27 protein-coding genes, 2 tRNA genes and 1 other annotated feature are annotated in these 25,949 nt (G+C 41.6%); of the genes, 17 read left to right on the top strand and 12 right to left on the bottom strand.

Features of this window, described 5'->3' with window-relative positions; translation table 11 throughout:
- The first annotated feature begins 4 nt into the window (after positions 1 to 4).
- The 6 genes from AC559H_RS03050 (at position 5) to AC559H_RS03025 (ending at position 5,561) form a co-directional block, all read left to right on the top strand.
- Positions 5 to 322 (top strand): ATPase, encoded by a 318-nt coding sequence (locus AC559H_RS03050; protein WP_148292187.1) that lies wholly within the window; start codon positions 5 to 7, stop codon positions 320 to 322.
- Positions 315 to 497, top strand: a complete 183-nt coding sequence (locus AC559H_RS03045) for a hypothetical protein (protein ID WP_026793492.1) — start codon at positions 315 to 317, stop codon at positions 495 to 497. Before AC559H_RS03050 ends, AC559H_RS03045 begins: the two co-directional genes overlap by 8 nt.
- 18 nt (positions 498 to 515) lie before the next feature.
- Positions 516 to 2,000 carry a type I restriction-modification system subunit M gene (locus AC559H_RS03040; protein ID WP_026793493.1) on the top strand — a complete coding sequence of 495 codons (1,485 nt, stop codon included), beginning with the start codon at positions 516 to 518 and terminating at the stop codon, positions 1,998 to 2,000.
- Between the two features lie 75 nt (positions 2,001 to 2,075).
- Positions 2,076 to 3,989 carry a 1-deoxy-D-xylulose-5-phosphate synthase gene (dxs, locus tag AC559H_RS03035; protein WP_026793494.1) on the top strand — a complete coding sequence of 638 codons (1,914 nt, stop codon included), beginning with the start codon at positions 2,076 to 2,078 and terminating at the stop codon, positions 3,987 to 3,989.
- A 288-nt stretch (positions 3,990 to 4,277) separates the two neighbouring features.
- Positions 4,278 to 4,883, top strand: coding sequence for a Uma2 family endonuclease (locus AC559H_RS03030; protein ID WP_233423007.1), 606 nt, complete (start codon positions 4,278 to 4,280; stop codon positions 4,881 to 4,883).
- A 27-nt stretch (positions 4,884 to 4,910) separates the two neighbouring features.
- Complete coding sequence (locus tag AC559H_RS03025; RefSeq protein WP_026798434.1) at positions 4,911 to 5,561, top strand: Uma2 family endonuclease; 651 nt, start codon at positions 4,911 to 4,913, stop codon at positions 5,559 to 5,561.
- A gap of 107 nt (positions 5,562 to 5,668) precedes the next feature.
- Here the strand turns inward: AC559H_RS03025 and AC559H_RS03020 are convergent, their stop codons facing one another.
- The 5 genes from AC559H_RS03020 to AC559H_RS03000 all read right to left on the bottom strand — a co-directional run bounded on the left by AC559H_RS03020 (position 5,669) and on the right by AC559H_RS03000 (position 9,983).
- Positions 5,669 to 6,274 carry a PepSY-associated TM helix domain-containing protein gene (locus AC559H_RS03020; RefSeq protein WP_036833402.1) on the bottom strand — a complete coding sequence of 202 codons (606 nt, stop codon included), beginning with the start codon at positions 6,272 to 6,274 and terminating at the stop codon, positions 5,669 to 5,671.
- A gap of 205 nt (positions 6,275 to 6,479) precedes the next feature.
- Complete coding sequence (locus AC559H_RS03015) at positions 6,480 to 7,814, bottom strand: sensor histidine kinase (RefSeq protein ID WP_036833405.1); 1,335 nt, start codon at positions 7,812 to 7,814, stop codon at positions 6,480 to 6,482.
- On the bottom strand, positions 7,777 to 8,457 hold the full coding sequence (locus tag AC559H_RS03010; protein ID WP_026793497.1) for a response regulator transcription factor: 681 nt from the start codon (positions 8,455 to 8,457) through the stop codon (positions 7,777 to 7,779). The genes AC559H_RS03015 and AC559H_RS03010 overlap by 38 nt, the downstream gene beginning before the upstream one ends.
- A gap of 145 nt (positions 8,458 to 8,602) precedes the next feature.
- The gene (cobA, locus tag AC559H_RS03005) at positions 8,603 to 9,349 is read right to left on the bottom strand and encodes a uroporphyrinogen-III C-methyltransferase (protein ID WP_193372514.1); all 747 of its coding nucleotides are present in this window, start codon (positions 9,347 to 9,349) and stop codon (positions 8,603 to 8,605) included.
- Positions 9,350 to 9,476: 127 nt separating this feature from the next.
- Positions 9,477 to 9,983 (bottom strand): type IV pilin-like G/H family protein, encoded by a 507-nt coding sequence (locus AC559H_RS03000; protein WP_026793499.1) that lies wholly within the window; start codon positions 9,981 to 9,983, stop codon positions 9,477 to 9,479.
- Positions 9,984 to 10,167: 184 nt separating this feature from the next.
- Between AC559H_RS03000 and AC559H_RS02995 the strand changes: the two genes are divergently transcribed.
- On the top strand, positions 10,168 to 11,076 hold the full coding sequence (locus tag AC559H_RS02995; RefSeq protein ID WP_026787417.1) for a LysR family transcriptional regulator: 909 nt from the start codon (positions 10,168 to 10,170) through the stop codon (positions 11,074 to 11,076).
- A 50-nt stretch (positions 11,077 to 11,126) separates the two neighbouring features.
- Here AC559H_RS02995 and AC559H_RS02990 read toward each other — a convergent pair whose 3' ends face one another.
- Together AC559H_RS02990 and AC559H_RS02985 are read right to left on the bottom strand one after the other, a co-directional pair.
- Complete coding sequence (locus AC559H_RS02990) at positions 11,127 to 12,839, bottom strand: DMT family transporter (RefSeq protein WP_026793500.1); 1,713 nt, start codon at positions 12,837 to 12,839, stop codon at positions 11,127 to 11,129.
- A gap of 226 nt (positions 12,840 to 13,065) precedes the next feature.
- Entirely contained in the window at positions 13,066 to 14,352 is a 1,287-nt protein-coding gene (locus tag AC559H_RS02985) for an inorganic phosphate transporter (RefSeq protein ID WP_173400999.1), read from the bottom strand.
- 82 nt (positions 14,353 to 14,434) lie between these two features.
- Here AC559H_RS02985 and rplS point away from each other — a divergent pair, with 82 nt between their 5' ends.
- The 8 genes from rplS (at position 14,435) to rplL (ending at position 19,229) form a co-directional block, all read left to right on the top strand.
- Positions 14,435 to 14,821, top strand: a complete 387-nt coding sequence (rplS, locus tag AC559H_RS02980; protein ID WP_026787414.1) for a 50S ribosomal protein L19 — start codon at positions 14,435 to 14,437, stop codon at positions 14,819 to 14,821.
- Between the two features lie 115 nt (positions 14,822 to 14,936).
- Positions 14,937 to 15,009: transfer RNA gene (locus AC559H_RS02975), tRNA-Trp, on the top strand.
- Between the two features lie 179 nt (positions 15,010 to 15,188).
- A complete protein-coding gene (gene secE, locus AC559H_RS02970) occupies positions 15,189 to 15,419 on the top strand; it encodes a preprotein translocase subunit SecE (protein WP_026787413.1) in 231 nt (76 codons plus the stop codon).
- Entirely contained in the window at positions 15,416 to 16,090 is a 675-nt protein-coding gene (nusG, locus tag AC559H_RS02965; protein WP_026787412.1) for a transcription termination/antitermination protein NusG, read from the top strand. Before secE ends, nusG begins: the two co-directional genes overlap by 4 nt.
- Positions 16,091 to 16,093: 3 nt before the next feature.
- Positions 16,094 to 16,519 (top strand): 50S ribosomal protein L11, encoded by a 426-nt coding sequence (gene rplK / locus AC559H_RS02960; RefSeq protein ID WP_026787411.1) that lies wholly within the window; start codon positions 16,094 to 16,096, stop codon positions 16,517 to 16,519.
- 580 nt (positions 16,520 to 17,099) lie between these two features.
- Positions 17,100 to 17,816, top strand: a complete 717-nt coding sequence (rplA, locus tag AC559H_RS02955; protein ID WP_026793502.1) for a 50S ribosomal protein L1 — start codon at positions 17,100 to 17,102, stop codon at positions 17,814 to 17,816.
- A gap of 131 nt (positions 17,817 to 17,947) precedes the next feature.
- Positions 17,948 to 18,129 (top strand) — a sequence feature (ribosomal protein L10 leader region).
- Between the two features lie 100 nt (positions 18,130 to 18,229).
- Positions 18,230 to 18,778 carry a 50S ribosomal protein L10 gene (gene rplJ, locus AC559H_RS02950; protein ID WP_026793503.1) on the top strand — a complete coding sequence of 183 codons (549 nt, stop codon included), beginning with the start codon at positions 18,230 to 18,232 and terminating at the stop codon, positions 18,776 to 18,778.
- A gap of 64 nt (positions 18,779 to 18,842) precedes the next feature.
- Positions 18,843 to 19,229: a 50S ribosomal protein L7/L12 gene (rplL, locus tag AC559H_RS02945; RefSeq protein ID WP_026793504.1), complete on the top strand. Its 387-nt coding sequence runs from the start codon at positions 18,843 to 18,845 to the stop codon at positions 19,227 to 19,229.
- Between the two features lie 139 nt (positions 19,230 to 19,368).
- Here rplL and AC559H_RS02940 read toward each other — a convergent pair whose 3' ends face one another.
- Entirely contained in the window at positions 19,369 to 19,842 is a 474-nt protein-coding gene (locus AC559H_RS02940) for a universal stress protein (RefSeq protein WP_026787407.1), read from the bottom strand.
- Between the two features lie 199 nt (positions 19,843 to 20,041).
- Between AC559H_RS02940 and leuB the strand changes: the two genes are divergently transcribed.
- Positions 20,042 to 21,139 carry a 3-isopropylmalate dehydrogenase gene (leuB, locus tag AC559H_RS02935; RefSeq protein ID WP_026793505.1) on the top strand — a complete coding sequence of 366 codons (1,098 nt, stop codon included), beginning with the start codon at positions 20,042 to 20,044 and terminating at the stop codon, positions 21,137 to 21,139.
- Positions 21,140 to 21,259: 120 nt separating this feature from the next.
- Here the strand turns inward: leuB and AC559H_RS02930 are convergent, their stop codons facing one another.
- Positions 21,260 to 22,624 carry a diguanylate cyclase domain-containing protein gene (locus AC559H_RS02930; protein ID WP_148292188.1) on the bottom strand — a complete coding sequence of 455 codons (1,365 nt, stop codon included), beginning with the start codon at positions 22,622 to 22,624 and terminating at the stop codon, positions 21,260 to 21,262.
- Positions 22,625 to 22,757: 133 nt separating this feature from the next.
- Between AC559H_RS02930 and AC559H_RS02925 the strand changes: the two genes are divergently transcribed.
- The gene (locus AC559H_RS02925) at positions 22,758 to 22,955 is read left to right on the top strand and encodes a hypothetical protein (protein ID WP_026793506.1); all 198 of its coding nucleotides are present in this window, start codon (positions 22,758 to 22,760) and stop codon (positions 22,953 to 22,955) included.
- A 23-nt stretch (positions 22,956 to 22,978) separates the two neighbouring features.
- Here AC559H_RS02925 and AC559H_RS02920 read toward each other — a convergent pair.
- The 3 genes from AC559H_RS02920 to AC559H_RS02910 all read right to left on the bottom strand — a co-directional run bounded on the left by AC559H_RS02920 (position 22,979) and on the right by AC559H_RS02910 (position 25,840).
- A tRNA-Ala gene (locus AC559H_RS02920) sits at positions 22,979 to 23,051 on the bottom strand.
- A 90-nt stretch (positions 23,052 to 23,141) separates the two neighbouring features.
- Entirely contained in the window at positions 23,142 to 23,837 is a 696-nt protein-coding gene (locus AC559H_RS02915) for an HAD family hydrolase (RefSeq protein WP_026793507.1), read from the bottom strand.
- Between the two features lie 20 nt (positions 23,838 to 23,857).
- Positions 23,858 to 25,840, bottom strand: a complete 1,983-nt coding sequence (locus tag AC559H_RS02910; RefSeq protein WP_026793508.1) for an amylo-alpha-1,6-glucosidase — start codon at positions 25,838 to 25,840, stop codon at positions 23,858 to 23,860.
- Positions 25,841 to 25,949 lie beyond the last annotated feature (109 nt).

Raw genomic sequence — 25,949 nt, 5'->3', positions numbered from 1 at the left:
TTTTTTGAGAGATTGTAAAAATCAAGGTTATCAGATTAACTTAATTTATTTTTGGTTACAAAGTCCAGAATTGGCGATCGCCAGGGTACGCAGACGGGTAGAAAGCGGGGGTCACAATATCCCAGAAGATGTCATTCGCCGTCGTTATCAACGGGGACGGAAAAACCTAACTGATTTATATTTACCCCTCTGTAATCGCTGGATAGTTTATGATAACTCTAGTCTCAATTTGCAGATTATAGCTGAATGCCCTTTTAACCAAGACCCGATTATTTATCAACCTCAATTGTGGACACAAATTACAACTTCTAACGATGAATAAACCCATTCCTGATAAATTATCAAGCCAAATTGACACAGGTGTAAAACTGGCTATTGCTAAAGCTTTAGATAGACATCGGAAATTAGGAGAATCTATTAGTGTTTGGGAAAATGGAAAAGTTGTCACCTTAACCGCAGAGGAAATTCCGCAGATTTCATCAGATAATCAAAGTTAATTATTATTTTAAATCCCCATGAGTAACCTATCATCTACTATTGTTCAAAAACTTTGGAATTACTGCAACGTCCTCCGAGATGACGGCGTAAGTTATAGCGACTATGTAGAACAGTTGACTTATTTGCTATTTTTAAAAATGGTAGATGAACAAGCCCAACTCCCTGCACCCTTGGGCAAACCTTCTACTATTCCCAAGGAATATGACTGGCAAATCTTACTATTAAAAGATGGGGATGCTTTAGAAATTCAATATCGCAAAACCCTAGAAAACTTAGGCAAAGAAAAAGGACTTTTAGGGGTTATTTTCCGTAAGTCCCAAAACAAAATTCAAGACCCGGCTAAACTAAAACGACTGATTGATTTAATTAATTCCGAAACTTGGATAGGGTTAGATATTGATGTTAAGGGGGAAATTTACGAAGGACTGCTACAAAAGAACGCTGAGGACACCAAAAACGGGGCGGGACAATATTTCACCCCCAGACCGTTAATTAAAGCCCTTGTAGAAGTCATGCGTCCCCAACCTGGACAGCGTATTTGTGACCCCGCTTGTGGGACGGGGGGCTTTTTTCTGATTAGCCATGACTATATTAACAAGCATTATCAACTCGATAAAGCTCAAAAACTGTTTCTCAAACATCAGACGTTTAAAGGTTACGATGTGGCGGATGGAGTGGTGCGGTTATGTGCCATGAATCTGCATTTACATGGTATTAGTGGCGATGAAAGCCCCGTTGAAGCTAAAGATAGTTTAAGGGCTGACCCAGGTGATAGGTTTGAACTGATATTAACTAACCCTCCATTTGGGAAAAAAAGCAGTATTACGGTTTTTAATGATGACGAGAAAGCGGATAAAGAAAAAATTGTTTATCGTCGGGATGACTTTTGGGCGACTACTTCCAACAAACAATTAAACTTTATTCAGCACGTTAAAACCCTGTTAAAAATTAACGGTAAAGCGGCGGTTGTTGTTCCTGATAATGTACTTTTTGAAGGCGGTGCTGGGGAAACGATTCGGAAAAAATTACTTCATAGTTGTGACGTACACACTTTATTGAGATTACCTACAGGGATATTTTACGCCCAAGGGGTGAAAGCCAATGTTTTATTTTTTGACCGTAAACCCGCCAGTGCTGACCCTTGGACAAAAAAACTATGGATTTATGATTTTAGAACGAATCAACATTTCACTTTAAAAACTAATCCTTTACGGTCTGAGAACTTACTAGATTTTATCCAGTGTTTTAATGTTGAAAATCGTTATGAACGTCAAGAGACGGAACGATTTAAAGCGTTTAGTTATGAAGAATTAATCCAACGGGATAAACTAAGCCTCGATATTTTCTGGCTGAAAGATGAAAGTTTAGAAGACTCGGATAACCTGCCCAAACCGGATGTTTTAGCAACGGAAATTATGGAGGATTTAGAAGCAGCTTTGCAACTGTTTCAGAGTATTACCAGCAATTTAGAACCAGGGGTTGAGATATGCGATCCAACATGAAACAGCCCTGTCCTTCTCCCCCTAACTCGTCCGGTGCTACCATGACTTTATAGTAAATGCAGGCATTTAACAAATATGCACCTAAGTGAAATTACTCATCCCAATCAACTCCATGGCTTGTCGATCCATCAACTCGAACAAATTGCCCGCGAGATCCGCGAGAAACACCTAGAAACCGTTGCCGCCACCGGAGGACATTTGGGGCCAGGGTTGGGAGTTGTGGAACTAACATTGGGTTTATATCAAACCCTCGACTTAGATCGAGATAAAGTGATTTGGGATGTGGGACATCAGGCCTATCCCCATAAATTAATCACCGGACGTTATCAAAATTTCCACACTTTAAGACAAAAAGACGGCGTTGCAGGCTATTTAAAACGCTGTGAAAACAAATTTGATCATTTTGGGGCTGGACACGCTTCTACCAGTATTTCTGCGGGTCTAGGAATGGCGATCGCCCGTGACATGAAGGGGGAACACTTCAAAGTCGTTGCCATTATTGGGGATGGTGCATTAACCGGAGGTATGGCCTTAGAAGCTATTAACCACGCTGGACATTTACCTAATACTAATTTAATGGTAGTTCTCAACGATAACGAGATGTCAATTTCTCCCAATGTGGGGGCAATTTCTCGTTATTTGAATAAAATGCGTTTGTCTCCTCCAGTTCAGTTTTTAACTGATAATTTGGAAGAACAATTTAAGCATTTACCTTTTGTGGGAGAAGCCCTCACCCCAGAAATGGAACGGATGAAAGAAGGGATGAAACGGTTAGCAGTTTCTAAAGTCGGGGCGGTGTTTGAAGAATTAGGTTTTACCTATGTCGGGCCGGTTGATGGTCATGATTTAAAAGAATTAATTAATACCTTTCAACAAGCCCATAAAATACCAGGGCCAGTGTTAGTTCACGTCGCCACGGTGAAGGGAAAAGGTTATGCGATCGCTGAAAAAGATCAAGTCGGTTATCATGCTCAAAACCCCTTTAATTTAGCCACTGGAAAAGCTGTTCCGGCGAGTAAACCCAAACCTCCTAGTTATTCTAAAGTCTTTGGGGAAACCTTAGTTAAATTGTGCGAAAATGACTCTCGAATTCTGGGAATTACGGCGGCAATGGCAACGGGAACTGGGTTAGATATTCTCCAGAAAAAACTGCCGAAACAATATATCGATGTCGGTATTGCCGAACAACACGCTGTTACCATGGCGGCGGGTTTAGCAACGGAAGGAATGCGTCCAGTGGTTGCTATTTATTCCACCTTTCTACAACGGGCTTATGATCAAATTATTCATGATGTTTGTATTCAAGAACTTCCAGTTTTCTTCTGTTTAGATCGGGCGGGAATTGTTGGGGTAGACGGCCCCACTCACCAGGGAATGTATGATATTTCCTATCTCCGATGTTTACCCAATTTAGTGATTATGGCTCCCAAAGATGAAGCCGAATTACAACGGATGTTAGTCACCGGAATTGAGCATACAAACGGCCCCATTGCCATGCGTTATCCTCGCGGATCGGGTTTAGGTGTTCCTTTAATGGAAGAAGGTTGGGAAGCCTTACCTATCGGCAAAGGAGAGATTTTAAGACATGGAGATGATCTGCTATTAATGGGTTATGGCAGTATGGTGAATATGTCAATGCAAGTAGCAGAAATTCTCAGTGAACATGGCATTGAAGCTACTGTAATTAATCCCCGTTTTGTTAAACCTTTGGATGTAGAATTAATTGCGCCTTTAGCCAAACAAATTGGTAAAGTCGTAACTATAGAAGAAGGTTGTTTAATGGGTGGTTTTGGTTCCGCCGTTGCGGAAGCTTTATTAGATAATAATGTGGTGGTTCCAGTGAAGCGTTTCGGGGTTCCTGATATTTTAGTTGATCATGCTGAACCTAATGAATCTTTTGCTGATTTGGGTTTAACCAGTTCTCAAATTTCTGAACAAATTCGTGAAGCCTTTTTTGTTCAGAACAAACAACCCTCTAAAGTTAGTTGATTTGATCAAAAATCACTAATTTTGAGATAGAAACTGGGTTTCAAATATATAGCAGGGAACGCCGGATCTGGGGAACAGTCCCCCCAAACCCCCGTGGGGGGCTAGGGGGGAGGGAACAGGGGGGAAAATACTTCACCGTCTGGGTTCTAAGATCCGTCTGGTGTCCTAACTGCCTTGGCGGTTGCTATAGCAGTTATTGTGGCTATTTTTACAAGGATAAAGCCTAATTTAACCACAAAGATACAAAGACACAAAGAGTTTGTAAACACGCTCTATATATAGGAGAAAATGATGACACAAGCTAACTTTTTACAACCGCTTGCGGTCAATATTTCACCATCGTTAATACTATCGATCACCCATAAAAATTTCATTCAGTTAGCTCAAATAAATCGAGACTTACAATTAGAAAGAACGGCTAAAGGAGAGTTAATTGTAATGCCACCAACGGGAAGTGAAACCGGAAATCGAAATCTTGATATCGCCGGACAACTTTGGTTATGGAACCGTCAAAATCAATTAGGGATAGCTTTTGATTCTTCTACAGGTTTTCATCTTCCCAATGGTGCTGATCGCTCTCCTGATGCCTCTTGGATACGTCAAGAAAGATGGGATTTACTAACACAGGAAGAACGGGAAATCTTTGCGCCAATTTGCCCTGATTTTGTATTGGAATTGCGTTCAAAAAATGATGCGATAGAGAAGTTGCAAGCTAAAATGATAGAATATATGGAAAATGGAGCTAGTTTAGGTTGGTTAATTGATCGAAAAAATAAAACCGTAGAAATTTATCGACAAAATCAGGATATAGAATTATTAAATCATCCATTAATCTTATCAGGAGAAGATATTTTACCGGGGTTTATGTTAGATTTAACTGAAGTTTGGAATTAACAAAAATATCTAGTTAGGGAGAATGAAATGGTTGTTACATTTGAATTACAACAAATTGATATTCAACCCGGACAACACCTAATTTTGCGTCAGGTGAGTTGGAAGGAATTTGAAGCCATTTTAGAGGAAATGGGAGAACATCGCGCTTCACGGGTCGCTTACTATCAAGGAGTGTTAGAAATTCGGATGCCATTACCAGAACATGAAACAAAAAAAGAATTAATTAGCGATTTTGTAAAAATTCTATTGGATGAATTAGAGTTAGATTCACAAACTTTTGGATCGACAACTTTTAAGCGACCAGAAATGGCAGCAGGTATCGAACCAGATAACTGTTTTTATATTCAAAATGCTGCTTTAATGATCGGAAAGCAACGAATTAATTTATCTGTTGATCCTCCTCCTGATTTAGCTATTGAAGTCGATGTTACCTCAAAAACTAAACTCGATGCTTATTTAACTTTAGCTGTACCCGAATTGTGGATTTATACAGAAGGAAAACTACAAATTTTTGTTCTACGACAAGGAGAATACTTGTCAATAGAAACTAGCCCTATCTTTGGAAATTTGCCAGTTATAGACAGAATTTTACAGTTTTTACAGGAAAGTGAAATTAGAGGAGATAGTGCAGCAAGGCGAGGATTTCGGCAGTGGGTGCGATCGCAATTCAATCGTTAATTTTAGACTTGCTATAAATATATTATTGTCAAAAAAATAATTAACCTAATCTTAAATCCAGTAGAGACGTTCCATGGAACATCTCTACATTTAGATTTCGTTTAAACTTAAGATTTTTCTGAAGAAACTTTAGCCCGTTTTTTACGAAAAATTCCCGTCATATTAATTCCGGTGACAATCATGGCAATTAATCCTACACCAATTAAAGCAACGTAAATTGGTTTTCCCACCGAGCCAAAATAAGCACCTTGATGAATTGTGAGTAAAAATTCAGCCGATTCATCTGACACACCCAACCAATTTGTACCGATTGCATATAGAATCCCTGTTGAAGCACTTAAAAACAAAGGTAATAATAAAATGGGTGCTAAAATTTGATGAACTTTTCTAGCATTCAATGGAGAATCTTTAGCAGGATTTTTACGTTTTTTTTGCGTTAACCGAACCATTGTCAATCCCGTGACCAGCATGGCTATTAGCCCTAAACCTACCGATAATACATAAATAGGAACTAAGGGTTCTCCTAAAAATTCTCCTTGATGAATGATCAGCAAAATATCCGCTTTTTCTTCTGATAATCCCATCCAACTCCTTCCCAGGCGATAAGCCATTCCTGTGAAAGCAGTTAAAAATAAAGGAATAAATATAATCGGTGCAATTTTACGATGCAGTTTCCAAAGTTGATGGGATTTAAAAAACTGTAGATTTGCCATTATTATTAACCTAAATAATTATATACTTGTAGAGATGTAAAGTTTCTACGTCTCTACAGTTAGGGACAGGAGAAAGGGAATGCCTCTTAATATAACAGCAGAAAGACGATTATCCTAGCCCTGGGTTTTAGAATAAACCTAAAAAGTGACAAACTGGTGACAAATTTAGATACTACCCATTAAATTGTATGGTTTTAATTGGGTATTAGCTGTGGGCTAGAGTGGGAAAACGCACAGAAAAACAGCTACCCTTTCCTAACTGACTGGTGGCTGTGATTTCTGCTTGATGATTTTGGGCTAAAGTTTGAGCGATCGCTAACCCTAACCCAGACCCTCCTTTTCTGCGATTTCGAGCTTGATCAGCACGCCACAACCGATCAAAAACAAAAGGTAATTGTTCAGAAGAAATTCCGATTCCGGTGTCTTCTATTCGTACCCAAACCCATTTCTCTTGCTGCTCTAAATATACTGTTACTTTCCCCCCGGTATCAGTATAATAAATTGCATTTTCTATTAAGTTTAAAAATAATCGCCAAAGTTGATTTCCCTCCCCTTTTATTTTAATTTCATTATTCATATCTAAGATTAATTGCACCCCCTTTTCTTCAGCTTGATACAGGAGAAATTCCACCAAATCTTCTAATAGTTCATTCATGGGAATAATTACTAAATTCGTTGTTATCGGAATAGAATCTTGATCTGTGCGAGCCAAAAGTAATAAATCTTCTACTAAGCTGGTCATTTGATTGACGCCACTGGCGATCGCTTTTAATTTATCAATATCAGCAGGATGAATTCGTTCTGGATGACTCTGCATAACTTCCACACAAGTCCTAATTCCCGCTAAAGGATTTCTCAATTCATGAGAAGCATCGGCGGTAAATTGTTTGAGTTTTTCAAAACTTTGTTCAATCGGTTTTAAAGATTGTTTTGTTAACCACATTCCTCCAAAAGCAGTTAATCCTGATACTAATATTCCCCCTAACATCATTCCTAATCTTAATTTTATCAACACCCTTTCCACGGGTTTTGTAGACTCACTGACCCGTACATAACCGATAATCTGTTTTTGTAATTCTGATTCTTTATTAATCTGTAAAGTTAGAGTACGAATTTTTTTGCCGTCAACTATATAAGTCCAATGATAATGGGATAAATCAATAGGAGGAAACACTTTTCCAGTTTTAGCAATCAGTTGGCGGTTTTGATCAAACCATTCAATTCCTTGACTGGCTTGCTGAATATTTTGCCAAGGAATATCTAGATCACCATCATCATCTAATCCTCTAAAATCATCGGTTTCAAATGCTTCTTTATGTTCTTTAACCTCTGATAAACTATGGGTAGCTGCATCTGCTAATATTAACAATTGACGATCTAATTGTTGATATAAACTCAGGGAAAAAAACTCATAAACGGTAATCATTGATATTCCTGAAATTGCCATCATCACTCCTAAATAGGAAAGCAATAACCGCCAACTTAAATATCTAAATTGAGGGTTAATTTCCTTGCGTTTTGAGCCGATATCCCAAACCATAAACTGTTTCAATTAATGTAGAGGGTACACCAACTATTTTAAGTTTTTGTCTTAATCTTTTGATATGGGTTTTCACCGTATCATCACCCGGAATATCCTCAAAAGACCAGAGATGCTCTAAAATTATTTCCCTAGAAAGCACTCGTCCGTGGCTGCGTAAAAATAACTCTAATAAACCATACTCTTTAGGTGTTAAAGATAAAAGTTTTTCTGCATAAGTGACTTCACAACTATTCGGATCTAAACGAAGACTTCCCCATTCTAACACCGGAGGTAAGGCCGAATTTCCCCGTCTTAATAAAGCCCGAACTCTTGCTAATAACTCCTGTAAATCAAAGGGTTTAATCACATAATCATCCGCTCCCACATCTAAGCCTAAAACTTTATCAGCACTGGTATCTTTTGCCGTTAACATCAATACGGGTGTAGTTTTCCCCTGTTGTCTTAATCGTTGGCAAAACTGAATCCCACTCAGTCCGGGTAACATCACATCTAATATAATTACATCATAAGCAGCCGATTCTGCAAACTCCCACCCCATCTGACCATCATGAACGACATCCACCACATAATGATGATCCATTAACGCTTCTGCTAAGGCTTTCGTAATCCGTTCATCATCTTCAACTAATAAAATTCTCATCTTTCCCCATTTTAATTTTAGATAAAATTAAAACTATTTTTTTATAGTATAGCAAAACTTCACCGAAAATGTTGATCAAAAATATCCTAGCTGAAAGTTTAATTCAGATTATTAGAGATTAATTATTATGAACATCAGTCAAAAGTTAACACATTTTTAAATTAACAACTGAACCAATTACAGCGATCGCCGGAGCTTCAAAACCCGTTTCTGCTACTTTTTGAACAATCGTTTTTAAGGTGGCAATTAACTCCTCCTGCTCCGGTCGAGTTCCCCAACGAATTAAGGCGATCGGAGTCTCTAGGGGCTGTCCAGCATTAGTTAACTGTTGAATAATATAGGGTAAATTGTGAACCCCCATATAAATTACAATAGTTTCTGAACCCTTGGCGATCGCTTCCCAATTCACCTGCGGGCGATATTTTCCGGCGGTTTCATGACCCGTTACAAAGGTAACTGACGAACTATGATCTCGATGGGTTAAAGGAATTCCCGCATAAGCAGGCGCCGCAATTCCCGAAGTAATTCCGGGGACAACTTCCACAGAAACTCCGGCTTGAATTAAGTCTTGCATTTCCTCCCCACCGCGACCAAAAATAAACGGATCTCCTCCTTTAAGTCGCACAACAACATCGTGAGTTTGAGCCTTCTCAATTAACAGTTGAGTTGTTTCTTCTTGCAATAATGAATGTTTCCCTCGCCGTTTTCCGGCATTAATTTTTTCAGCTTTAATATTAATTAAATTCAAGATTTGATCACTAACTAAGGCATCATAAATTACCACATCTGCTAATTCTAATAAAGTTTTTCCTTTAACGGTTAACAGACCGGGATCTCCCGGCCCAGCACCAACTAAATATACTTTACCTAAACTTTTTTTAGATTGATTCATTTTACTCAAATTTTAGTTAGTTAGCAATTTTTGGGAAATAGAAGAGGATAAGTATAGAATAATACGAAACGGTTGAATTTTTAGGAGAAAATGATTTAGATTTAGACATTGATATTGATTTTATATTTTACCGAGAAAACTTCATGGATTCCATCAATTCAGCATCAAGAGGACAACGGACTTGATAAAAGTTGGGAACAGGAGGTAGAATCGGAGTTGGAGCAGTCATCGAGGAGTTAGGACTTTTACAAATTCCTCCCACCAGTACGACAGAGTTATTTGTTTTAATCTTAAATAAAGCTCCAGAGTAACTAACCCGACGCCAAATAATCGGAATGGCTTCAAAAAATACCTGATCCGATTCTACCGTCATTTTAAATTTATAAGTTCCGATTCCTTTTGAAGTCCCCCGATATAAGTTTTCTAGGTTAGGTGTAAATTTACCATGGGTTTTAAATTGTTGATCTTGATTTTTAATCAAAGTTTTTAAAATCGATCTACCTTGGGCTTGATGACCACGGCGAATTTTATTGTCGAACCGGAATAAACCCAAGATAAATAGGATTAAAAGCACACCAAAAAAAGATAAATACATCCATTTTTTTGGGGGATTTAAAAAAGTGAATTTAGACATATTTTTAATTATTAACTCAATATAAACAGATAGTCAATCTCATTTAATGATTCAAAGTTTACACTAGAGATTTTGAGTGAAAAAATTACTGATAGTCACTATAATATAATTTACAGCAACTCAAGTTAAAATTTTCTCGGTGAGTATAGAAGCTCATAGCGAGTCGCTAACAGTTAAAAGCAAGATGAATATTGATCAACTTGAAATTTTACTAGCGGTAGCAGAACAAGGAAGCTTTTCAGAAGCAGCATTGAGTTTAAGTACCTCTCAATCCTCCGTCAGTCGGGCGATCGCAGCTTTAGAAGATGAACTCGGCATTCCCTTACTACTGCGAGGACGCTTTGGCGCTCGTCCTACCCTGATCGGAGAACGGGTGATCTTACACGCCAGTAAAATCCTAGAACTGCGTGAAAAAATCGATCATGAAGTCAATTTAGAAAAAGGTTTACATCGAGGGAAAATTCGAGTTGCCTCCTTTCGTAGTGCAGCAACCCATATCCTTCCCTCAAAAGTGGCCCAGTTTCGCAGTCGTTTTCCTGACATAGAAATCACCATTACCGAAACCGATCCCCTAGGGATTGAACAAAGTTTACGCACAGGCCAAGTAGATATTGGGTTACTTCCCTTACCCCGTTCGGAAGAATTTGAAACTTGGGAAATTGCTAGAGATGAATATGTAGTTTTACTTCCCAACCTCCCTAGCTCCCCGTCTACAGCAGGTTTGGGGGGAGCGGGTCAAATTCCCGAAATCCTAAGCTGGGAAGAACTCTCGACCTACTCTTTTATTTTATTCAATTATGCCGAATGTACTTCTGCGGTGCGGGAACATTGGTCAAAATGGGGACAATCGTTAAAAGTCGCCTATCAAATTAAAGAAGATTCAACGATTGTCAGTATGGTAGCTCAGGGATTAGGGGCCGCCATTTTACCCCGTTTAGCTGCTTTACCCATTCCTACCCAAGTCCAAGTCAGAGCCTTACCTGTTCCCCTAGAAAGAGTCATCGGAGCCGCCCTCTGGTCAAATGGCTTCCATGTCCCTGCGGTTTTTGCTTTTCTGGACGTCCTCAGAGGAACCGGAATATTTTCCAAGTAGACTAAGGCTCGTCCACCGACTGATAACTGATTACTGTTAACTGAATACTGTTAAGTAGATTTCCGCTTTGAGCCAATCATACGTTCAATACTCATCGCCCCCACACCCAAAATTACTAAGGCCATCCCATAGATTTGTTGTTGCTTAATCGCCTCACCAATAATCCAGAAGGCAAACAACGCGGTTAATGCTGGCCCGGTTGTCCCAATAATGGAGGCTAAGGAAGCTCCCGCCGAGCGAATAGCGAAATTATTTAATAAATAACTCGATAGAGTGAGAACACCTAAAACCACACCCCCAATCATTAATCCATTCCAAACTCCCGGTTCAATATTAACCCCCAAACTATCGGGTAGTATCATTAAACTCACAGAAGAAAAGACAAAAATTGATGCAAAGTTCACCAAACTAAAGGGAATAGGATGGAGTTTTCCCGCAGCCACCTGAGTTAGCAAAACATACCCGGCAAAAGCCACACCCGCACAGATCGCAGCAATCACTCCCACCTGTACATTGCCCATGGCAATATTAGGATTTCGGGCTGGTAAACAGAGAATCCCTCCAGCCAGAATAATAATCATGGCAATCACCCGAATTAGGGTCGGTCGATCTCCAAATAAACCCCAAGAGGCAATTACCGTCACAATCGGATAGATAAAGAAAATCGTAATCGCAATTCCGGTAGGAATCTGACCAATGGCTACATAGATAGCGACTTGAGATAAAAACAAGAAAAATCCACTACCAATTACCGTCAACATTAAGCGACGATCACCGGACTGAAGAAAACGTCGCAGATCGCCCCACACCGGAGGATAAAGGAACGTTGCCACAATCGGCATTAGTGCCATGACCACAATCATGCGGAGTAACAAGATTAATAAAGAATTCCCGATCCCCGGAGAAATAATTCCTTCTAAGGAAAATATGCCAAAGATTTCTCGGGGTTGTGGCCCTTTGAGAATAATCTTTAAACAAACGTTAAACAACGATAGAGATACCGCCGAAAGTAACGCCAAAAATAAACCCACTTGCACTGGAGAAGACTTAGGTTTAGGACTAGCAACGGATTCCGCGCGATTTGTGAGTCCCGTATTTCCAGGGGGAAGGGCCTGATGACCGTCGCCCGGAAGTTCCCGTCTGGAATTATCCCCCCTTATGGTGGGTTGTTCCACCTGTTCTTGCAAACGATGAACCAGGGTTTCCAGCAAGGCTTCAACCTGCTGTTCCAAGGTTTGCATATTGTTCAACCGTTGAGACAGGTTACTTTGATAGTGACCTAACTCCTCCTGTAAACTTTGAAAAGTTTGGTTCAGACTGGTTTCCAAAACCGCTTCCAACTCTCGATTATTGAAGTTTTCTGCATCGAGATCCTCACCTGGAAGCCGTCCACTCGAATCAGCCGCTAATAAAGGCGGATCACTGGCTGCTTTAATTTGATTAATGCGTGCGATCAAAGATTGCTCCACATCACGCGCCACAATTTGAGTCAGTTGTTTAAGCCAAGCTCGATTGGGAGGAACGCGATCGGACAGTGTTTGTAACTGCTGGGATTGCAATCGCCGATATTCCGTTTGTAGATTTTCAATATCCTCAACTAAGCGAACTTTATCCGTTTCCAGTCGTTGGATATCCGACAGATATCTTTCCTTAATCTGGTGATGGAATGTTTCTAATTCCTGTATCACCGAACTTAGGATTATTTCTGCGGATGTGCTTTCTCCCGATCCTAAAGGTGGCGGTTGATTGTCCTGTGTCCCCATTCGTGATTAACCTCTTATTGATCTGCTGATTCAGCTATGACGCCACTCATACCAACGCTGCATACCGGGTTTCACAATTTACAGACTAGAAATCCTAGTCTCTACCGATAAAGGCACAACGGGAAAAATGGCAAAGCCAGGGAAGAATTATCCCCAAAAACCTAAACTAAACAATAGCTCACTGAGCGTCTAAAGACACGCTAGTTTCCAATGTGCCACATTTTATTTATAGTCTATTGAATATTTTAAATAGAATCCCACTAATTATAGCGGCACTAGGAACAGTAATCACCCAGGCTAAGGCAATAGAACGAACGGTATCCAAGCGTACCTCTTTTCCCCCCTGTACCAATCCAATTCCCACCACACCCCCCACCAACGCATGGGAGGTAGAAGCGGGTAATCCTAAACGGGATGCCAATAATACGGTGGTAGCCGTGGCCAATTCCGCACAAAATCCCTGACTCGGAACGAGGGAAATAATATTTTCTCCGACAGTTTTAATCACATTTTTACCCCAAATGGCGAGTCCGGTAACAATCCCACTCCCCCCCAACAGTAAAATCCAAATCGGGATTTCAATATCGTCTAGGGGAACTGAACCCGTTTTAATTACGGCTAAAATCGCGGCTAAGGGAGCGATAGTATTTCCTACATCATTTGACCCGTGGGCAAAAGCTACAAAACAGGCACTAATTACCTGAAATCCCGCCATTTGTTTTTCGATCCCAGGGAATTTTTCCGGTATGGAATTAGAACTAGAATCCTGCTGCTGTTGATCTAATTGTCGCCAACTAACCCAAGTTAAACTGATTGCAGCGATCACCCCAATCCCCACAGGAATATCATGAACGGGTAACGTCCACCCCCATTGGGTTAAGATTTTTTGCAAGGGCGAACTCAAAATTGGGAAGACAATCACCCCAAAAATTCCGATTAAGATACTACTTAACCAGGGAATCCATTCTTGAATTTGGCGCTCGGGATCGGGTTGGTCTAAAATCCAATATTTGATCAGTTTGTAAAATAACGCTGCAATTAAACCACTGATCACCGGAGTGACTAACCAAGTCAGGGAAATTAAACCGATAGTTTGCCAGTTTACCGCCTTGACCCCAGCAGCAATACAACTAAATCCAGCGATCGCTCCCACCACCGCATGGGACGAAGATACGGGTAATCCCTGACGGGTGGCAATTTGTAACCATAATCCCGCCGAAAGCAATACCGATACCATCCCGATCACAAAGACTTGAGGGGTGGAGCTAAAAACTTCCGGGTTAATAACCCCCGTGGCTAAGGTTTTAGAGACTCGCTCTCCAAAAAATACCGCCCCGCTAAACTCTAAAATCCCGGCGACGATAATTGCTTGTTTCAGGGTCAACGCCTTGGAACCCACCGACGTCCCCATCGAGTTTGCCACATCATTAGCCCCTAGATTACAGGCAACATAGAAGGCTAACCCGCACAGCAACACAATTTCAACGATGATTGGAATGGATTGTTCTAACATCTTTGTGAATCCAGGTGAATGCTATGGATTTTACAGTCCTTTTCGATCTATAATCAGATCTTGTGAGTTTTGGAAAATTATCATGAAAGCGGGAGAAATTATCCGTTCTATTGAAACGGAAGAAATCGAAAGCCTCCGACAGCAACTCAATAAACCCGATCTTCCCGATATTTATGTCGGTGATACGATCAAGGTTGCGGTGAAAATTCAAGAGGGTGGCAAAGAGCGAATTCAGCCCTATGAGGGGGTTGTGATTGCTAAACGTCATGGCGGAATTAACGCCACCATCACTGTGCGGAAGATTTTTCAAGGAGTAGGAGTTGAGAGAGTTTTCTTAATCCATTCTCCGAGAATTGCGGATATTAAAGTTATCCGTCGAGGTAAAGTCCGACGGGCGAAACTATTCTATCTCCGCGATCGCATTGGTAAAGCCACTCGCGTTAAACAACGGTTTGATCGGAGTCTGTAATTTGGGCAATGCCAGAGATTCCATGATTCCCCTGGTGATGATCGGAAAAAAAGTTTAACTAAAGTCTGTAATTTGTGTTAAGCTAAATAAGGTGGAAGATCAGCCACTCCGCTATGCGCTCTTAGTTCAGTTGGTAGAACGCAGGTCTCCAAAACCTGATGTCGGGGGTTCAAGTCCTCCAGGGCGCGCTGGATACCTCCAATGCCCAGACGCAAGATTACTTTCGTCTGGGCATTGTTCCGAAAAGCAACAAATCGGGACATTGTGTTGATGGGTTCAGTATGATAGTTTTAAAAGTTTGGGCGGCTGTGTGACCCTCTTCCAGCTAAGATCAGGATCAGATACCGTAAGATCGCAAGGGGAGTTCATGGTGGTCAACAAGAAAGAAGAAGTTGCAATTGAAGGAACGACTTCTGGCTTTAACGCTTCTACGTTCCTCAAAGAAACGAAAGAGGAATTAGACAAAGTGGTCTGGCCTGGCCGACAGCAACTACTGAGTGAGTCGGCAGGGGTATTGTTGATGATCACTCTCTCGGCTAGCTTGATCTATTTAGCAGACAACTTCCTTCGTTGGGCGTCGGGGCAAATCTTCGGATGACTTTTACATCAGACGAATCACAACATTCAGACCTCATGGCAGATACGGACGAACGTTCCCAGGAGTTTTCACCCGGAGAGCGACGTTGGTATGCTGTTCAGGTAGCTTCTGGCTGTGAAAAACGAGTCAAAGCGAACCTGGAACAACGGGTACAAACCCTAGATGTTGCGGAACGAATTTTGAAGGTGGAAATTCCCCACACCCCAATGATTAAACTGCGGAAAGATGGCAGTCGTCAACATGGTGAGGAGAAAGTGTTTCCAGGTTATGTTCTCATCCAGATGAGACTAAAATGGAATAACGAACTCAATCGCTGGGAAATTGACGATGAAGCTTGGCAGGTGGTCAAGAACACACCGCACGTTATCAACTTCGTTGGGGCGGAACAAAAACGGCATTCCGGTCGGGGTCGAGGTCACGTTAAACCTCTACCACTGAGCAATGCTGAGGTGGAACGAATCTTCAGACAAGCGCAACAACAGGAACCGATTGTCAAGGCAGCAATGGCGATTGGGGATCATATCACCGTGCTTTCAGGGCCTTTTAAAGACTTTGAAGGAGATGTGATTGAAGTTAGTCCAGAGCGGAGTAAGCTTAAAGCTCTACTTTCGATTTTTGGACGGGATACTCCAGTAGAATTAGAGTTTAATCAGGTTGAAAAACAAGGCTAAGGAATGGCAAAGAAAGTTGTAGCAGTTATTAAGTTGGCAATTACTGCGGGCAAAGCCAACCCTGCACCCCCAATTGGCCCAGCCTTGGGTCAACATGGGGTGAATATTATGGCGTTTTGCAAAGAGTATAACGCCAGAACCGCAGATAAAGTAGGTCTTGTAGTTCCGGTAGAAATTTCGGTTTTTGAAGACCGGAGTTTTACCTTTGTTCTCAAGACTCCTCCGGCTTCGGTATTAATTCGTAAAGCCGCTGGAGTTGAACGGGGATCGGGAGAACCGAACCGCAAGAAAGTCGGCCAAATTACGCAAGCTCAGTTACGAGAAATTGCAGAAACCAAAATGCCCGACTTAAATGCGAATGATGTGGAAGCGGCCATGAAAATTGTGGCTGGAACCGCCCGCAATATGGGTGTGACCGTTGTTGATTAAGCTTATTTGTGACTGATCACCAAAAAACGAGCGAGAAGCCCCTGGCTTTAGACATGGGGAGGAAAGTGGCTGCGGTTTCAACCGCCTTCAATATTTCCTGATCTAACTGATTGAAAAGTTGAGTTAGAATAGATCGTAAGTAAAACAACCATCTGCGTGTTGAAACACTCTAGTATCGGAGAAATCCCGGCACAGTGAGCCACCACACTCCTTGAGGAGTAGTAAGCCTGTATAACTGACAAGTAATGGCAGAGTGTGAAGCGTACCTATCTGGCGTTGTGATGGTCTATGAAAACAAACACAATTTAAAAGTAAGCGCAATTGCAATATCTTTTATAAGGGTAGTTGTTTTGAGCGTGTAGAGGTGATTTGATAGCGCCTTTGAGAGTTTTCGGATTCATTCAAGAATCCCCGTGGCTTCAGCCCTGGGGAGTATCAAGGCATTCAAACTGTTGGTGGTCTCAATAAGCAGCCTATTGGCAACAAGTCAATTAATTCCTAGTAGTTTAGGGAATTTCCGTTAACCCTTTATTGGGGGAGAGGTACATCTTCGTTATCACCCCAGGAGATATAGAATAGAATGGCAAGACAAGAATCCCGTCGATTACGAGAACTAAGAAAAAAGGTTGAAGACCGACCTTACGAACCTTTAGAGGCGATTAATCTGTTGAAGGAAACCGCTACAGCTAAGTTTCCTGAATCAGCCGAAGCCCATATTCGTTTAGGTATTGACCCCAAATATACCGACCAACAACTCCGAACAACGGTAAGCTTACCCAAAGGTACGGGTCAAGTGATACGGGTGGCGGTATTAGCAAAAGGGGAAAAAGTCACCGAAGCTCAAGCAGCCGGGGCTGATCTGGTTGGATCTGAAGATTTAATTAATGATATCCAGAAGGGAATGCTGGATTTTGATTGCTTAATTGCCACACCGGATATGATGCCTCAAGTGGCTAAACTGGGGCGTTTATTGGGGCCGAAGGGCTTAATGCCTTCTCCTAAAGGGGGAACGGTGACAACGGATGTGGCAAAGGCGATCGCCGAATTTAAGGCTGGGAAGTTAGAATTCCGGGCTGATCGTACCGGGATCGTTCACGTTATGTTTGGGAAAACTGCATTCTCCGCAGCAGATTTGCTGGTGAACCTATCTACCCTACAAGACTGTATTGACCGCAACCGTCCCTCTGGGGCTAAAGGTCGTTACTGGCGCAGTGTGTTTGTCGCATCCACCATGGGGCCGTCTATTGAAGTAGATATTACGGCACTGCGGGAACTGAAAATTGCGGACATTGTTTAATCAAAGGATTTCAGCCATCCTGTAGGTGTAATTCGCCTAGAGGATGTTCTGATTTCCTTGGTGATCTAGTCGGAATTGGGGGTTGACAAATCCAATAAAATATGCAATGATTAAAGACTGCGTATTTAAACCAATAAACGACTAACTCACCGCAGACAGCAGGAGCGAAACGCTTAATTTCCTGCCGAGGTTCAATAAGTTTAAAGCTAAACAATCAGGTTACAGACCTAACTAATCTGTCTGTGTTGATGATTTATGTTTAAGTTTTAAGTTTTGACCTCGGTGAAAAAACCGAGGTTTTTTATGGCGAAATCGCTGCTGTTTTATCGGGGAAGGAGTCAACCGTTGTGGATCATTACATCGCCTTGAGGAGATGAAAATGGGCTGCAATGCTACACGGAGGTTCAACAAGAATGGGAAGAACCCTAGAAAATAAACAAGAAATTGTTGCTGAACTTAAGGAAACCCTTAAAGATTCACAACTGGCTATTGTGATTGACTATAACGGTCTGTCCGTTGCAGAAATCACTAATTTACGGCAACAGTTGCGTCCTTCAGGTAGTGTTTGCAAGGTAACAAAAAATACCTTAATGCGAATTGCCATTCAAGGTCAAAGCAACTGGGAGCCGTTGAATGGGTTGCTCAAGGGTTCTAACGCCTTTTTATTAATCAAGGAAGATTTCGGTAGTGCCATCAAAGCCTACCAAGCCTTCCAAAAGGCTTCTAAAAAGACGGAAGTTCGCGGCGGCGTCATGGAAGGCAGGCTGCTGAGTGAAAGTGACGTTAAAGCATTAGGAGATTTACCCTCCAAAGAGCAACTTATGGCTCAAATTGCTGGGGCTATCAATGGTGTGGCGACTCAACTGGCCGTCGGTATCAACGAGGTTCCGGGATCTTTGGCACGGGCACTTAACGCCTATGTCGAAAAAGATCAAGATAGCTCAAACGACGAAGCTGCTTAGTTTTTATCTGGCTTTGGCAACAAGTCTCAAATACAAACCGTTACATTGTCTAGGAGTTTAAGAAATGTCTGCAACTACTGATCAAATTCTGGAACAACTGAAATCTTTAACGCTGTTAGAAGCGTCTGAATTAGTCAAACAAATTGAAGAAGCTTTTGGTGTGAGCGCGGCGGCTCCTGTGGGTGTTGCGATGGTTGCTCCTGGTGCAGCAGCCCCTGTGGAAGAAGTTGAAGAAAAAACTGAATTTGATGTCATCTTGGAAGAATTCCCTGCTGATAAGAAAATTGCCATTCTGAAAGTGGTGCGTGAACTGACTGGTTTAGGTCTGAAAGAAGCTAAAGATTTAGTGGAAGCAGCACCCAAAGCGGTTAAACAAGCTACTAATAAAGATGACGCTGAAAATACCAAGAAAAAACTTGAAGAAGCTGGTGCTAAAGCTTCCATTAAATAGTTTTAACGGAGTTTTGTTTTAGTTTTTTATTCATCCCTAACCTGGTTTCTGATTCAGAAATCAGGTTTTTTTGCTTGATGAAAAATAGAAAAAGAGACGCGCCGTGGCCCGTCTCTACAATCAATTAAAATTAATCCTTTTAATCTTCAGGTTGCTGTACAACTAATACGGAACATTTGACATGGTGAACCACATAATTACTCACACTTCCTAAAAACAATTCTGCCAATTCTGAACGGTTACGTCTGCCCACAATCACTAAATCAGCACCCCATTTTTTGGTCATTTCTCGTATCCAATATCCCGCTTCTCCCACTTGATATTCCGTTTCAATAGAAACTCCCTGCTGTTGAGCATAACTAACAAAGGTGGCTAACCACCCAGAGACTTGATTAATTTCTTTTTCAATTAATTCATGTTGAATTTGTGCGACTTGGTTTAACCGTTGACCATATAAATCCCCCGGAGAACCCAAAATCATCGGTGATACACTAATACAATGAAACAGTTTTAACTGACTTTCGTACAGTTTGGCTAGTTGTAAAGCTTGATCAAAAACAAACTCTGCTTGGGGAGTTCGATCAATTGATACTAAAATTTTTTGATAAGCCATATTCTTGTCCTCCTTAACTGGTTTAATTCCGTTATTGGTCGAGTTCTAAAATCTCTTGTCTAAAAATGTTTAATTTCCCACTTCCTATTTTAAACTAAACATGATATTTTTTCGTAAAAGAATGCTATATTTGAAGGTTGGGCGATCGCTAACCCGGTTCACCCTCGTCTAAACTAATCTGTTTTGTTTTCTTAGGATTATGAGTCAAAACTACCGCATTACTCTCCTTCCTGGCGATGGAATCGGCCCTGAAATTATAGCGGTGGCGGTCGATGCGTTAAAAGTCGTTGGCAACCAACTGAATATTACTTTCGATTTTCACCAAGCATTGATGGGAGGGGCTGCCATTGACGCCACCGGAGAACCCCTTCCCCCAGAAACCTTAGAACATTGTCTCAAGAGTGATGCGGTGCTGTTAGCGGCGATTGGCGGATACAAATGGGACAATTTACCCCGCCATCAACGGCCAGAAACCGGGTTATTAGGGTTACGGGCGGGATTAAAATTATTTGCTAATTTGCGTCCCGCTACCATTTTACCTCATTTAATTGATGCTTCTTCTTTGAAAAAAGAAATAGTAGAAGGGGTGGATATTATGGTTGTCCGCGAACTTACTGGGGGGATTTATTTTGGACAACCCAAGGGCATTTTTCAGACGGAAACCGGAGAAAAACGGGGTGTTAATACGATGGCCTATACCGAATCTGAGATTGATCGGATTGGCCGTGTCGGATTTGAAACCGCCCGGAAACGTCGGGGGAGACTTTGTTCTGTGGATAAGGCAAATGTCTTAGATGTGTCTCAGTTATGGCGGGATCGAATTATCCTACTTGCCTCTGAATACCCCGACGTTGAATTATCTCATTTATATGTTGACAACGCGGCTATGCAGTTAGTTCGCGCCCCGAAACAGTTTGATACGATTGTTACGGGGAATTTATTTGGTGATATTCTCTCCGATGCTGCGGCTATGTTAACCGGAAGTATCGGGATGTTACCGTCTGCCAGTTTGGGGGAATCTGGCCCTGGGGTATTTGAACCCGTTCATGGTTCAGCCCCCGATATTGCGGGACAGGATAAGGCTAATCCCCTTGCCCAAGTCCTGAGTGCGGCGATGATGTTACGCTATGGTTTAGATCAACCCGTGGCGGCGGATAAACTAGAAAATGCGGTTTTAAAAGTCTTAGATTGGGGATATCGGACTGGTGATATTATGTCTGAGGGGATGAAATTAGTCGGTTGTCAGCAAATAGGAGAAATATTGTTAAAAGCCCTAGAAGAAAACTATAGCAATTAAAAATAATAAAGAGCGCTCTCCCCCTTTCAGTTCAACAGAGCGCTCAGTCCCCAAAATTTCATCACAAAAGTATTTTATCATAGCGGCCTCGAAAACGATACTCCCCTAGGGTAGAAAATTTTAGATAGCATCCATTTCATGAGTACAATAGCAGGCGCGTCCCTGCTGTTTAGCTAGATACAAGGCTTGATCCGCAGCCCCAATTAAAGCAGAGGGGGAGATTTCATCGGAAGGGATGGTACAAGCTATTCCTAAACTCAAAGTTAGCCATTGACTGACCCTGGAATTGGCATGGGGCAATTGCAGTTGTAGCATAGAATTTTGAATGTGTTGCGCCAGCTTAATCGCCTGATTCCAAGAAGTATGCGGCAAAATAATTGCAAATTCTTCGCCACCATATCGAGCAACCAAATCCACAGGATCTCGTAGAATATTCTCAAGGGCTTGAGCGACTTTTTTCAAACAGCTATCTCCGGTAAGATGTCCATAGTAATCATTGTATTGTTTGAAATAGTCAATATCACATAAAATCAAAGCTAAAGAACTTTTTTCCGCCTGTAAATCTTGCCATTGTTGTTCCAAATATTGATCAAAACGGCGACGATTGGCAACTTGAGTTAAACCGTCAATGGTAGCTAGGCGTAGTAATTGTTGGTTAGCAATTTGTAATTCTTGATAGATTTTAGACTGTTGAATTGCGATCGCTAATTGTTCTGAAATTGCACAGGTTAACTCGATTTCCGATTCTTTCCAACCATTCAGATTTTGATATTTAAGTAATCCCAAACAGCCCCAAATTTCAGAGCCAACCCGCAAAGGAATCGGCAACCAATTTCCTAAAATTCCGGTTAAATGTTGAATTTCCTCGGAAGTAAGAACATTAAAATCATCACTTTCTAAACAATATGTTTGTTGCATCGGAGAAAAAACTGGAGGAATAATAGAGTGATGATCACCAAAGCAAGCCACCTCTTGCCATTGTTTTTGCTGGGGAAGATATTGCAAAATACAAGCCCTATCCAAGCCTAATACACTAACAATTTCAGTAATAGCCATTGAAAAAATTGTATCCAAGTCTAAGGATTGACGAATTACTTGAATCACCTGATTTAAAATTTGGGCGCGATGAGCTTGATCTTGAATTTCTTGATAGAGGTGACCTTGTTGAATTGCAATTCCCACCTGTTCTGATATTTGTCGCAATAAGTTGGCTTCCCATTTTAACCAATGGCGTAAACCCTGATTTTTATCAACTTCTCTTAACAATATAGCAACATCATATCCTAATAAGGTTTTAACATTATTACTGATAAATGTTATTGGATATTTGGGTTGTGGTTGACAACTAAAAATCACCACTTGGCTATTTTCAAGGAGTTGTTTAACCCGTTCCTGAGTTTGGAAAGAACGATTCAGGAGCTTATGATTGTTTGACTTTGGTTCAATTAGATCTGCTGTTTCATTTTGAGAATCTGGGTATTTCATAAAATTAATTTGACGGATAATCCACCCGGTTAATGTTTTAATCAAACTCAGACATTTATGAACTAATATTGATCAACCCAAAGTGATTACTGTCATTTAGATTTAAAAATGTCAGTATTTTACAGAGTAATCAATGTTAGCTTTAATTTTCTGGGTTTTTCCTCTATCTAGGGCTAGGAAAATGGGCTTATTTTTGGGAAAAAATAAATTTTCAGATGAAGACTATTACCCCAGAGTCAAACCTGGAGGAAAATTGGTTGCTATAGAAAAAAGAATAGATGTGACAGGCACTATTATGATCAAACTTCAAGCTGGACTTGATTGGCGTTGATCCTAGCATACCAACGAGAATAATGGAGAATAGGGGATTCGAACCCCTGACCTCTGCGGTGCGATCGCAGCACTCTACCAACTGAGCTAATTCCCCCCGTGCGAGTCAAAGGATCAAAGTGTGAGGAATGATCTCTGACTCCAATTTACTATTGTAACACAACTAAACTTGAGATTGCAAAGGTTCCTATAAAAAATTTTTTTGCATCCGCTCCAATTCCAGATCACTGAACCGATCAACGGCCCAATTTGCCCAGCGTTGCAGGATATGGAGGGGATAGGTATGGGCGACACCGATAACTTGCATTCCGGCTCGCCTCGCCGCCATGATCCCCACGCAGGTATCCTCTACGGCTAGAGATTCCGATGGCTGTAAATTTAGGTGAGGGTAGGCTTGATTTAATCGTTGTAGACCAAATAAATAGCCTTGGGGTTCGGGTTTGCTCAGGGTAATCTCATCCCCGGCCACAATAATGGGAAAATAATCTTTCAGGCCACTACGAGTTAACACCAGTTCCACTTCCGCCCGTAACGCCCCGGTAACAATTGCTAATTTCAGATCCGCCGCTTGCAACTGTTGAAGCAATTTCTCCAGACCTGGATAGAGGGGCAGTTGTGCTAATTGTTCTAAATAATTTCGATAGCTAATAGATTTACGTTGAATTAATTGATCTAAATAGGCATTAGTAACGGCGCGACCTCGATAGGTTAATAGGTCAGTTAAACAGGCGCGATCGCTTCTTCCTAAAGAAAATTTGCGAATTTCTTCGGGTTGAGAACGGAGGTTTTCTGTCAACAAAAGTTCTGCTATGAGTCGTTCATGGATGGACTCATCGTTAATAATAATTCCATTAAAATCAAATAGAACTGCCTTTAAACCCATGGTTTTCCACTACCCTTGATCTAACGTTCTGTGGCTAACCAAGCCCGGAGAATTTCTCCCACCGACCAGGCTTGGGCAATACAACCCCGGGGGTGCATCGGGGCGTTACCATCAAAAATTTCGCTAATTGTTCCCAGTCCCCCCGTGGTCAGGTGGTTGATCATGGGCTCTAGGAAACTGCGGGCAAGATTGGGATTTTGAAACACCCGTAAATGGGCGATGACAAAAGGCCCTAAAAGCCAAGCCCAAACCGTTCCTTGATGATAGGCACTATCTCGTTGTACCGGATTTCCTTCATAATATCCCCGATAGTTCAAATGATTTGGGGCCAGCGATCGCAATCCTGATGATGTTAACAAAAACCGTCCGCAGGTTTCAACGATGGCTTTTTGTTGTTCGTGGGATAGGGCACTATGGGGGAGGGAAACGGCAAAAATTTGATTGGGGCGTAGGGAAGCATCATCGCCATAAATCCCATCAATGACATCGTAACAATAGCCCAGTTCAGGACTCCAGAAGCGTTCAAACCGAGCTAAGGCGCGATCGGCCAGGGCATCATATTCTTGATAGGGTCTACCAATTTGACGGGCAAATTTCCCCATAATTCGTAGGGCGTTATACCAAAGGGCGTTAATTTCCACGGGTTTCCCGATGCGGGGAGTTACAACCCAGTCGCCGATTTTGGCATCCATCCAGGTTAACTGCGATCCCTGTTCCCCCGCGTATAGTAAACCATCGGCGGGATCGAGGTGGATATTGTAGCGAGTTCCGCGACAGTGATATTGAATAATATCGGCTAGAACAGGAAATAAATTTTCGACAATATCAATATCTTCGGTGAGGTCATAATATTGACGAATCGCCTCAAAATACCACAGGGTCGCATCAACGGTATTATAGTCCGGGGTTTCTCCCTCGTCGGGGAAACGGTTGGGCAACATTCCTTCCTTCACATACTTGGAGTAGGTATAGAGGATGGCACGGGTAATTTGGAGGCGTCCGGTGGTGATGGTAATACCGGGTAAGCTAATCATGGTGTCCCGTCCCCAATCCCCAAACCAGGGATATCCAGCAATAATGGTTTTACCGATCGGATTTTCAGGAATACCCCGATTAACTACAAATTGATCGGCCGCAAATACTAACTGTTGTAACCCTTCGGGTACTTCCCTAATATTGACTGGACAGCTATCTTGCCAAAATCCTAATAATTTGCGTTCGTAGCTACGACGGACTTCTAGGGCGGCTTCCCCGTTTAAACTGGGGTTAGCTTCGGTACTTGCGACAAAAATTATGGATTCCCCAGGATGCAAGGTGGCGGTAAAGGTGGCAATATGGAGGTGATCTTCGTGATCCATGAGGCCGCGATCGCGTTCCCTAGATAAATCAAAGTTATAACACCATTGATGGGTAGGTTGTACCGTCGCCCGATCCGTTAATAAATAGAAGGGAGTAGCCTGGGGAAAGGCGGTGACACAAACCCCGTTTTCCACCGCTTCCACTTGCATTTTCCAATTCCCAGCATGGGTATCGCTATGATAATCTCGATGATTGACTAGGGTTTTGAGTCTAAGGGTGATTGGCCCAGAGGCGCGAGTTAAGTTATAGCGAACATAAGTAATATTAGCCTCGGGCTGCATCCAAATTCGTTTTTCTAGGATGGCATCGGCGCAGGCAAATTTCCAGGTGGGTATGGTACGTTCTAGGTAAAATTTTTCAATATGATAATGTCCATAACCATTAATTGCACCGCCTCTCCAACGATTTGTATAAAGGGGATAAGTTTGTTCGTGATATTCTACAATTTCGTCTATTTTTGTGACTAATAAAGTCCGTCCTAATGGGGGGTTTAAAGCCGCTACTAATAAACCATGATAACGGCGTGTCAGTAAGCCTGCTATTGTTCCCGAAGCATAGCCGCCGATGCCATTGGTAACTAACCATTCTCGTGTTTCTGAACTCGGTAAATCACCGCAAATTTCTCGTCCAAAATTAATAGTCATACCCAATCAGTAATCAGTAATCAGTTAAAGAGTATACAGTTAATTTATTAATTCTTAAACTGGTAACTGATAACTGGTGATTTAATTATAACGTTTTATTGTCAAAATT

The organism is Planktothrix prolifica NIVA-CYA 540, assembly GCF_963864145.1.
Lineage (GTDB): Bacteria > Cyanobacteriota > Cyanobacteriia > Cyanobacteriales > Microcoleaceae > Planktothrix > Planktothrix agardhii.
This window is presented reverse-complemented; position numbering and strand designations above follow the sequence as displayed.

What these genes read in the sequence shown, in the direction of transcription:
- AC559H_RS02915 (WP_026793507.1), bottom strand. Translation starts at nt 23,837, where the DNA reads ATGGGTTTAAAGGCAGTTCTATTTGATTTTAATGGAATTATTATTAAC.
- rplL (WP_026793504.1), top strand. Translation starts at nt 18,843, where the DNA reads ATGTCTGCAACTACTGATCAAATTCTGGAACAACTGAAATCTTTAACG.
- AC559H_RS03015 (WP_036833405.1), bottom strand. Translation starts at nt 7,814, where the DNA reads ATGGTTTGGGATATCGGCTCAAAACGCAAGGAAATTAACCCTCAATTT.
- AC559H_RS02995 (WP_026787417.1), top strand. Translation starts at nt 10,168, where the DNA reads ATGAATATTGATCAACTTGAAATTTTACTAGCGGTAGCAGAACAAGGA.
- nusG (WP_026787412.1), top strand. Translation starts at nt 15,416, where the DNA reads ATGACTTTTACATCAGACGAATCACAACATTCAGACCTCATGGCAGAT.
- AC559H_RS02985 (WP_173400999.1), bottom strand. Translation starts at nt 14,352, where the DNA reads ATGTTAGAACAATCCATTCCAATCATCGTTGAAATTGTGTTGCTGTGC.
- AC559H_RS02925 (WP_026793506.1), top strand. Translation starts at nt 22,758, where the DNA reads ATGTTAGCTTTAATTTTCTGGGTTTTTCCTCTATCTAGGGCTAGGAAA.
- rplK (WP_026787411.1), top strand. Translation starts at nt 16,094, where the DNA reads ATGGCAAAGAAAGTTGTAGCAGTTATTAAGTTGGCAATTACTGCGGGC.
- AC559H_RS02990 (WP_026793500.1), bottom strand. Translation starts at nt 12,839, where the DNA reads ATGGGGACACAGGACAATCAACCGCCACCTTTAGGATCGGGAGAAAGC.
- AC559H_RS03020 (WP_036833402.1), bottom strand. Translation starts at nt 6,274, where the DNA reads ATGGCAAATCTACAGTTTTTTAAATCCCATCAACTTTGGAAACTGCAT.
- AC559H_RS02910 (WP_026793508.1), bottom strand. Translation starts at nt 25,840, where the DNA reads ATGACTATTAATTTTGGACGAGAAATTTGCGGTGATTTACCGAGTTCA.
- dxs (WP_026793494.1), top strand. Translation starts at nt 2,076, where the DNA reads ATGCACCTAAGTGAAATTACTCATCCCAATCAACTCCATGGCTTGTCG.
- AC559H_RS03010 (WP_026793497.1), bottom strand. Translation starts at nt 8,457, where the DNA reads ATGAGAATTTTATTAGTTGAAGATGATGAACGGATTACGAAAGCCTTA.
- AC559H_RS02940 (WP_026787407.1), bottom strand. Translation starts at nt 19,842, where the DNA reads ATGGCTTATCAAAAAATTTTAGTATCAATTGATCGAACTCCCCAAGCA.
- AC559H_RS03025 (WP_026798434.1), top strand. Translation starts at nt 4,911, where the DNA reads ATGGTTGTTACATTTGAATTACAACAAATTGATATTCAACCCGGACAA.
- AC559H_RS02930 (WP_148292188.1), bottom strand. Translation starts at nt 22,624, where the DNA reads ATGAAATACCCAGATTCTCAAAATGAAACAGCAGATCTAATTGAACCA.
- rplJ (WP_026793503.1), top strand. Translation starts at nt 18,230, where the DNA reads ATGGGAAGAACCCTAGAAAATAAACAAGAAATTGTTGCTGAACTTAAG.
- AC559H_RS03045 (WP_026793492.1), top strand. Translation starts at nt 315, where the DNA reads ATGAATAAACCCATTCCTGATAAATTATCAAGCCAAATTGACACAGGT.
- rplA (WP_026793502.1), top strand. Translation starts at nt 17,100, where the DNA reads ATGGCAAGACAAGAATCCCGTCGATTACGAGAACTAAGAAAAAAGGTT.
- leuB (WP_026793505.1), top strand. Translation starts at nt 20,042, where the DNA reads ATGAGTCAAAACTACCGCATTACTCTCCTTCCTGGCGATGGAATCGGC.
- secE (WP_026787413.1), top strand. Translation starts at nt 15,189, where the DNA reads ATGGTGGTCAACAAGAAAGAAGAAGTTGCAATTGAAGGAACGACTTCT.
- cobA (WP_193372514.1), bottom strand. Translation starts at nt 9,349, where the DNA reads ATGAATCAATCTAAAAAAAGTTTAGGTAAAGTATATTTAGTTGGTGCT.
- AC559H_RS03040 (WP_026793493.1), top strand. Translation starts at nt 516, where the DNA reads ATGAGTAACCTATCATCTACTATTGTTCAAAAACTTTGGAATTACTGC.
- rplS (WP_026787414.1), top strand. Translation starts at nt 14,435, where the DNA reads ATGAAAGCGGGAGAAATTATCCGTTCTATTGAAACGGAAGAAATCGAA.
- AC559H_RS03000 (WP_026793499.1), bottom strand. Translation starts at nt 9,983, where the DNA reads ATGTCTAAATTCACTTTTTTAAATCCCCCAAAAAAATGGATGTATTTA.
- AC559H_RS03030 (WP_233423007.1), top strand. Translation starts at nt 4,278, where the DNA reads ATGATGACACAAGCTAACTTTTTACAACCGCTTGCGGTCAATATTTCA.